Below are 6,828 nucleotides of genomic sequence, written 5' to 3'. Positions count from 1 at the left end.
GGCTGCCCGAGGCGTGGAATCGATGCCCACGATGCCGTGGAATCCATGCCCACGATCGCGTGGAATCGATGCCCATCATCCGTGGAATCCGCAGGTGGCGACGTAAGGCGTCATCGCCCCGCCCAGAACGCCGCCAAGATTGAGGCTGAGTGAAACCCCTGTATAGCGCACCTCAGCCGGGTACATCGCCGCAAGCGCGCCGGCGAGGGGGCCGGCGATGCAGCCAACGAGCATCAGCCCGCCGGTCAGATAAACGCCGGTCAGCCACAGGTTGCTGGAACCAAGGCCGGACGCCGTGAAAAAGCCAAAGGCGGCGATGGCCAGATTGGCGCCGATCATTATGGGCCAGTTGCCATGGCGATCGCTGAGCCACGCCGCGGCGGGAATAACCAGGGCATAAACTATCCGGCCCAGCAACAGAATGGACAGCAGCGTGTGATGTGGCGCGATATGGTGGGCCGTTCCCCAGCCCAGGCTGAACACGGATATCAGGCAGGCCAGCGCGAATGCGGCCGTCAGGCCAAGGGCTCCGGTCAACACGGCGCCGGGATGGTCGCGCAGGATCGCCAGAAGTGGAACGCGCCTGACATGGTTCTGGGCCTGGATCCGGGTGAAGGCCGGCGTTTCTTCCAGATTGAGCCGGATATAGAGGCCGAACATGACAAGGGCGGCGCTGGCGATGAAGGGAATGCGCCAGCCCCAGCGGAGAAACTGGCTGTCGTCCATCATGACGGTCAGCAGCAGCAATGCGCCGTTGGCGAGACAAAAGCCCATGGGTTCTCCCAGCTGGGCGAAACAGCCATACCAGCATTGCCGGCCAGGCGGCGCGTTCTCGGTCGCCAGCAGCGCCGCTCCGCCCCATTCGCCGCCAACACCCAGCCCCTGGCCCAGCCGGCACAGCGTCAGCAGCAATGGCGCGGCGACGCCGATGCTGGCGTAGCCGGGAAGCAGGCCAATCAATGTCGTGGAAACGCCCATGATCACCAGCGCGCCCGCCAGCGTGGCCTTGCGGCCGATGCGATCGCCAAAGTGGCCAAACGCCATCGCGCCAACCGGCCGCGCCAGAAAAGCGACGCCGAAGGTCGCCATGGATTGCAGCATCGCGCCGTCAGGGGAGCTGGCCGGAAAGAACAGCTTCGGAAACACCAGCACCGCCGCGGTGGCGAATAGCCAGAAATCGCAGTATTCAATCGTTGTGCCGATCATGCTGGCGACGAGCACCCGCGTGGGCGGAAGGACAGCGTTGGACAATGTGTAGCCTCCGATTGTAAAGCAACGGCTTCGGCGGGCGGTCGCGCGCCAGCGCGCAATCAACGGCATGGCCAGGGCCGGACGTGGTGACCAGCGCCGCTCGTTGGCAGCCGCTGTCGCGCAGGGTCAGGCAGGCGCCTTTCGCCGGGGTGGCGGCGATCTGGGTGGAGTGGGGACTGCTGATCCTGGGTATTGCGATTGTCGCCAATCAATAAAAATAAGTATTTCCTGTAAATTATATGAAATATTGCTCTAATTGTGGCGGCTCATTTGACAGGACAGCTTGCTGATTTCCGGTGTGAGTGGTTTTGTGTTTCGCAGTAGCTGCTGGCGGCTGCGTGCGGACGCAGATCGGGCGCGCCAGGTCAGTCGGGTCACTCAGGTGAGACAAGCTGAAACTTGAAAAGTATAATTGTCAGGAAAGAACAGGTAACCCTCAAAAAGGGACCGCCTGACAGGTATTCTGTAACGTGGGGAAGCTTTACGGGGGGCGAAGTCCGTTTTTCTGGCAAGAGCCGCCATATGCCGGCCATGTCTGGCGCGGGCGTCGCTCCGTTATTCTGGTCGCCGCGGCTTGCGCCGCCAGCTGGTCTGCTGGCGGCGCGCTGGCTGGTTCTCCTGGCTGGTTCTCTTGGCCGGTTCTCCTGGCTGGCAGCTGCTTCAGCGCGGCGCCGGAATGCGGAAATCGCGGCCTTCCTCCATCCAGCGGATGCGCTCATCGCGCAGCATGGTGCGGCGCACCTTGCCGGCGTCATCGCGGACGGTGGCGTTGGTGAACTCGTAGCTCTCCGGGTGCTTGGGCCTGCTCAGGCGTTCGCTGAGGAACGCCGGCAGTCCCGCCAGCAGGGCGTCGGCGGAGGTTTCCGGCGCGATCTCGATAATGGCGTGGATGCGCGCCCCCAGATCCGGGTCCGGCAGGCCGACAACGGCGCAGCTGCGAATGTCCGGGTTGGCGATCAGCGCCGCTTCGACTTCGGCCGGATAGGTGTTGGCGCCGCCGCGCAGGATCATGTCCGAGCGCCGGTCAGCCAGCCAGATGTAGCCTTCCTCGTCCATGTGGCCGATATCGCCGAGCGACTCCCAGCCATCGGCGTCGCGCTTCGCGTCCGCGCCAATGTAATGGTAGGTCGTGCCGGGGCCGTCGGCGGCCTTCAGGAAGATTTCGCCAACTTCGCCGCGCGGCAGTTCATTGCCGGCTTCATCGACCACCTTGGCCTGGCCGTTCTCGACGCGGCCGACGGAGCCCTTGCGCTTCACCCATTCCGTGCCGGGAATGACGGTCGACGCCTGACGCTCGGTGCCGCCATAAAGCTCATAGATCTTTTCCGCGCCCAGCCAGTCGATCCACGCTTCCTTCAGCCATTGCGGCATGGGCGCGGCCATGTGGAACACGGTCTTCAGGCTGGAGACGTCGTAGCGCTTGCGCACGTCTTCCGGCAGCGACCAGATGCGGCTCATCATGGTCGGGACGAAGTTCACCCAGTCGATGCGGTGTTCGGCGATCAGGCGCAGGGCCTCTTCGGCGTCGAACTTCTGCATGCCGACCAGCAGGCCGCCGCCGAGCAGGGCGCTGTGGGAAATGATGAAGGGCGCATTGTGATAGAGCGGCCCCGGATTGAGCAGGCGCGCGCCCTGGTGGACCAGCGGCGGGATGGCCAGGGTGTCGTGGATCGCCGGCATGTGATCGACGATGACCTTCGGGCGGCCGGTGGAGCCGCCGGAGGTCATGGCCTTCCAGTAGCGGGCCACGGGCGCCGCCACCGGCGCGTCGTCATACCCTTCCGGGACAAAGTCGGCGGGCACGGATTTCGGCGCGTTCCAGTTGGCTTCGCCGCCGATCACCAGCGACGGGCGCAGCAGCTCCAGAATGGCCGCCGCCTCGCCGGGCGGCAGGCGGTATGACAGGGAGCAGGGCGTCGCGCCGCATTTCCAGATGGCGAAGGTGTTCTCGTAGAAGGTGTTGCTGTTGGGCAGGCCGACAGCAACGAAATCGCCGGGCTTCACGCCCAGGTCCATGAAGGCGCGGGCGCGACGGTTGGCTCCGCGCTCCAGCTGGCTCCACGTCAGGACTTCACCGGAATGAATGATGGCTGGCGTATCGTGGCCCTTGCGGTCCGCGTACCAGCGCGGCGTATCGCCCATGGGTAGCAGCATGTGTTTCCTCGCCGTCTGGCGCCGGGCGGGGCTGCGCCGGTCACGGTCAGACCGGCGGATGCGCTCCGCGCCAGATGATTGGTGCTTGTGGTTGCTCTGATGACCGGACAGTAACAGCCTGGCCGGAACCTGTTCTAGAGCGCATTGCCGTCCGTCTGAATAGCCCGCGCATGACAAATCCGCGCAATTCCGGCGTCGGAGACTGGCGCCCATGGGCCGCCGCGCTGGCTGGCGGATGGGGGACGGCCCACGGGACAACGTTCAGTTCCTGTCCGGGCTGGTCGCCCCCCTCGATCATGCCCGCCGCCGTATCTCCGGGGAAAAGCGCATGAACGGGGTCACGGCGCTCCCTGCCAGCGCCTTCCGCCGCGTCGCGAGCGAACAACTATTGATGTAATCAAGTATAGTATTTACAGCTTGGGCCCAAGCATTTGTTAATATCCATATTGCATGACGCCAGATTTTAGATAAAAATTAAATATTATTAATATTATCTTTATAATTATTGTGAGCGCCATGTATATTTCTCCAAGAAGTCCAACGCGCGCCGCCGTGGGGCGGCGTCTCTCCCTGGCCGCCGCCGTATTGTCCTGTGGAAGCGCCAGTGCGCTGGCCGGCGCCTTGCCCGAGCGGCCCGGTCTCACGGCCGCCAGCCTTTCCGCGCCGGCGGTCGTTGCCTGTCCCCGGCACGGGGCGGGATTCTTCACCCTGCCGGGCATGACCACCTGCGTAAGGCTCGGCGGCATGGCGCGGTTCGAGGTCAACGGGACCTCGCCCTTGCCGGTCGGCGTCAGAAGCCGGCTCGGTTACCTCGCGCAGGGGCGCTTCACCATTGACGCGCGCACCCCCAGCGACTGGGGGACTGTCCGGACCTTCGTCCGTTTCGACGTCCAGAGCCGCACGGGACGCGCGGTGTCGGGCAATCTGGCGGCGGCGGCCGCAGCTTTCGGCGCAACCGGGATCGACACCTATGGACAGGCGCAGAAAGGCGTGCTGCTCGACAGGGCGTTCATCCAGTTCAACGGTCTGACGGCCGGTCGCCTGACATCGTTCTATGATTTCTACGGTCACGATCTGGAAATCATTGGCGCGACGCCGGTTTCGGACCCGCCCACCATCAACCTGCTGGCGTGGACATTCAGGCTGGGCGGCGGCGCCAGCCTCACCCTGTCGGCGGAGGATCCGACCTTCCGCCGCACGCCTGTTGCTTTCGACCGGTTGCATGGCGGCGGCTCAATCATCACCGGCGGCATTCCGGTTGCGCCGGTCGTCGTCGGGCACAACGCCAGCGGCGCGCCGGTCTTTGCTTTTATTGATACGCGTCAGCGGCTCAATGTTCCCGACGCGATCGCCGCCTTGCGCTTCGACGGGGCCTGGGGGGCCTTCCAGCTCTCGGGAGCCCTGCATCAGGTGAATGTCGGCCCATTCGTCGGCCCCCTGCCGCCTGGCATTGACGTTGGGGCGGCGCGGCCGGCGGCGCGGTACGGCATGGCCGCCCAGGCCGGCCTGATGCTCAATCTGCCGGCGCTGGCCGAGGGTGACCGGCTGTGGCTCCAGGCCGCCGCGGCGCGCGGCGCCATGAGCTATACGGGCGCCAACGGGCCTGTCGGGCTGGATCTCGCCGCCGGCTCCAGCTTCGGCCGCATCAACGCCGACGTGGCCGAAGGCTATGTGGGGCCCGGAGGCCGGCTGCACCTGTCGGACAGCTGGTCGGCGGTGGCGGCGTTCCAGCACTACTGGCGTCACGACCTGTCCCAGAGCGTTTTCGCCGGCGTATCCGGCGTCAGCTTCGGCCCGGGCCTCCCGGCCGGCTTTGGCGTCCCGGGCGGTTTTCCGCGGCATTTTTCCGGCAATGTGACGAAAAGCGTCGGCACGGGCCTGGCCTGGTCGCCGGTGGAGGATCTGACGATCGCGGCGGAAGTCGCCTGGGTTGGAACACACCAGCGTCGTCCTGGCCCTGATCTGCGGCCGCGGCCAGTGGCGGCTTTTGTCCACTCGGACAACGGCTGGATCGGCAAGGTGCGGGTGCAACGCAGCTTCTGACGCCTGACCCGGATGCTGGCGCCTGGCCCGGGTTCTGACGCCTGGCCAGCGCTGTTTCCATCTTGCATGGCGCGCCCGTCGGGGCTCTGATGGGCGCAAACCGGAACATGCGGGAGGATGGAGCATGAGCAGCGGAGCCGGCGACTTCTACGATGCGCGCGAAACCCGTGATCCGGCGGCGCGCGAAGCCGACCTGATGCAAAGGCTGCCGGACGCCATTGCGGCGGCCATGCGCCATCCCGGCTGGGCGGCGCATCTTTCCGGCGTCGATCCGCGGGCGGTGCGCGACCGCGCCGCCCTCGCCAGGCTGCCGGTGCTGCGCAAATCGGTTCTGCCCGGCCAGCATCGCGAATCGCCGCCGTTTGGCGGCTTCGGCCCGTCCGACCTGTCGCATTTCGGCCGGCTGTTCACGTCGCCCGGCCCGATCTTCGAGGGCGAGGGAACCGGCGTTGACCCGTGGGGCACGGCGCGGGCGCTGTTCGCCGCCGGGCTGCGGCGCGGCGACGTGGTGCTGAACACCTTCGCCTATCACCTGACCCCTGGCGGCTTCATGATGGATCACGGCGCCCGGGCGCTCGGTTGCCCGGTGATTCCCGCCGGCCCTGGCAACACCGAACAGCAGTTTGAGGTGATCCGCGCCTTCCGGCCCGTCGCCTACGCCGGCACGCCGGATTTTCTCAATATCCTGCTGGCGGCGGCGGATCGCGATGGTTACGACATCTCATGCATCCGCAAGGCGACGGTGAGCGGCGCGGCGTTTCCCAAATCCCTGCAGGAGGCGTTTTCCGCCCGCCGCATCGAGGGTTACCAGTCGTATGGCACGGCCGACGTGGGCACGGTGGCCTATGAGACGGTCGCCCGGGAGGGCATGGTGCTGAACGAGGACATCATCGTCGAGATCGTGCGGCCGGGGACCGGCGAGCCGGTGGCGGAAGGCGAGGTCGGCGAGGTGGTGGTGACGACGCTGGACGCGCTGCACCCGGTGATCCGCCTGGCGCTGGGCGATCTCACCGCGATCATGCCGGGCGTATCGCCGTGCGGGCGCACCGCGCCGCGCATTCGCGGCTGGCTCGGACGCGCCGACCAGACGGCCAAGGTCAAGGGCATGTTCGTGCGGCCAGAGCAGATCGCCGATGTGGGCAAACGTCACCCGGAGCTGGGCCGGCTGCGCCTGGTTATCACAAGGCAGAACGAAGCCGACGCCATGGAGCTGCGCGCCGAGACGCCGCAGCACACCGACGACCTGCGCGCCGCCGTGGCGCAGACCTTGCAGGGGCTGACCAAGCTGAAGGGCGCGGTGAGCCTCGTCGCCCCCGGCAGCTTGCCCAATGACGGCAAGGTGATCGCCGACGAACGGCCGGTGGGGTAGGGGCTTGCGGC

4 protein-coding genes are annotated in these 6,828 nt (G+C 66.2%); 2 read left to right on the top strand and 2 right to left on the bottom strand.

Annotation, left to right across the window (positions count from 1 at the left end; genetic code table 11):
- Nucleotides 1–75: 75 nt before the first annotated feature.
- Both EV666_RS11635 and EV666_RS11630 read right to left on the bottom strand, forming a co-directional pair.
- On the bottom strand, nt 76–1,251 hold the full coding sequence (locus EV666_RS11635; protein ID WP_165909993.1) for an MFS transporter: 1,176 nt from the start codon (nt 1,249–1,251) through the stop codon (nt 76–78).
- 660 nt (nt 1,252–1,911) lie between these two features.
- Entirely contained in the window at nt 1,912–3,405 is a 1,494-nt protein-coding gene (locus EV666_RS11630) for an AMP-binding protein (RefSeq protein ID WP_132007856.1), read from the bottom strand.
- A 516-nt stretch (nt 3,406–3,921) separates the two neighbouring features.
- Here EV666_RS11630 and EV666_RS11625 point away from each other — a divergent pair.
- Both EV666_RS11625 and EV666_RS11620 read left to right on the top strand, forming a co-directional pair.
- Complete coding sequence (locus tag EV666_RS11625; RefSeq protein ID WP_132007853.1) at nt 3,922–5,448, top strand: porin; 1,527 nt, start codon at nt 3,922–3,924, stop codon at nt 5,446–5,448.
- A 124-nt stretch (nt 5,449–5,572) separates the two neighbouring features.
- Nucleotides 5,573–6,817: a phenylacetate--CoA ligase family protein gene (locus EV666_RS11620; protein ID WP_132007850.1), complete on the top strand. Its 1,245-nt coding sequence runs from the start codon at nt 5,573–5,575 to the stop codon at nt 6,815–6,817.
- Nucleotides 6,818–6,828 lie beyond the last annotated feature (11 nt).

The organism is Camelimonas lactis (assembly GCF_004342915.1).
In the GTDB taxonomy this organism is placed as follows: Bacteria; Pseudomonadota; Alphaproteobacteria; order Rhizobiales; family Beijerinckiaceae; genus Camelimonas; species Camelimonas lactis.
This window is presented reverse-complemented; position numbering and strand designations above follow the sequence as displayed.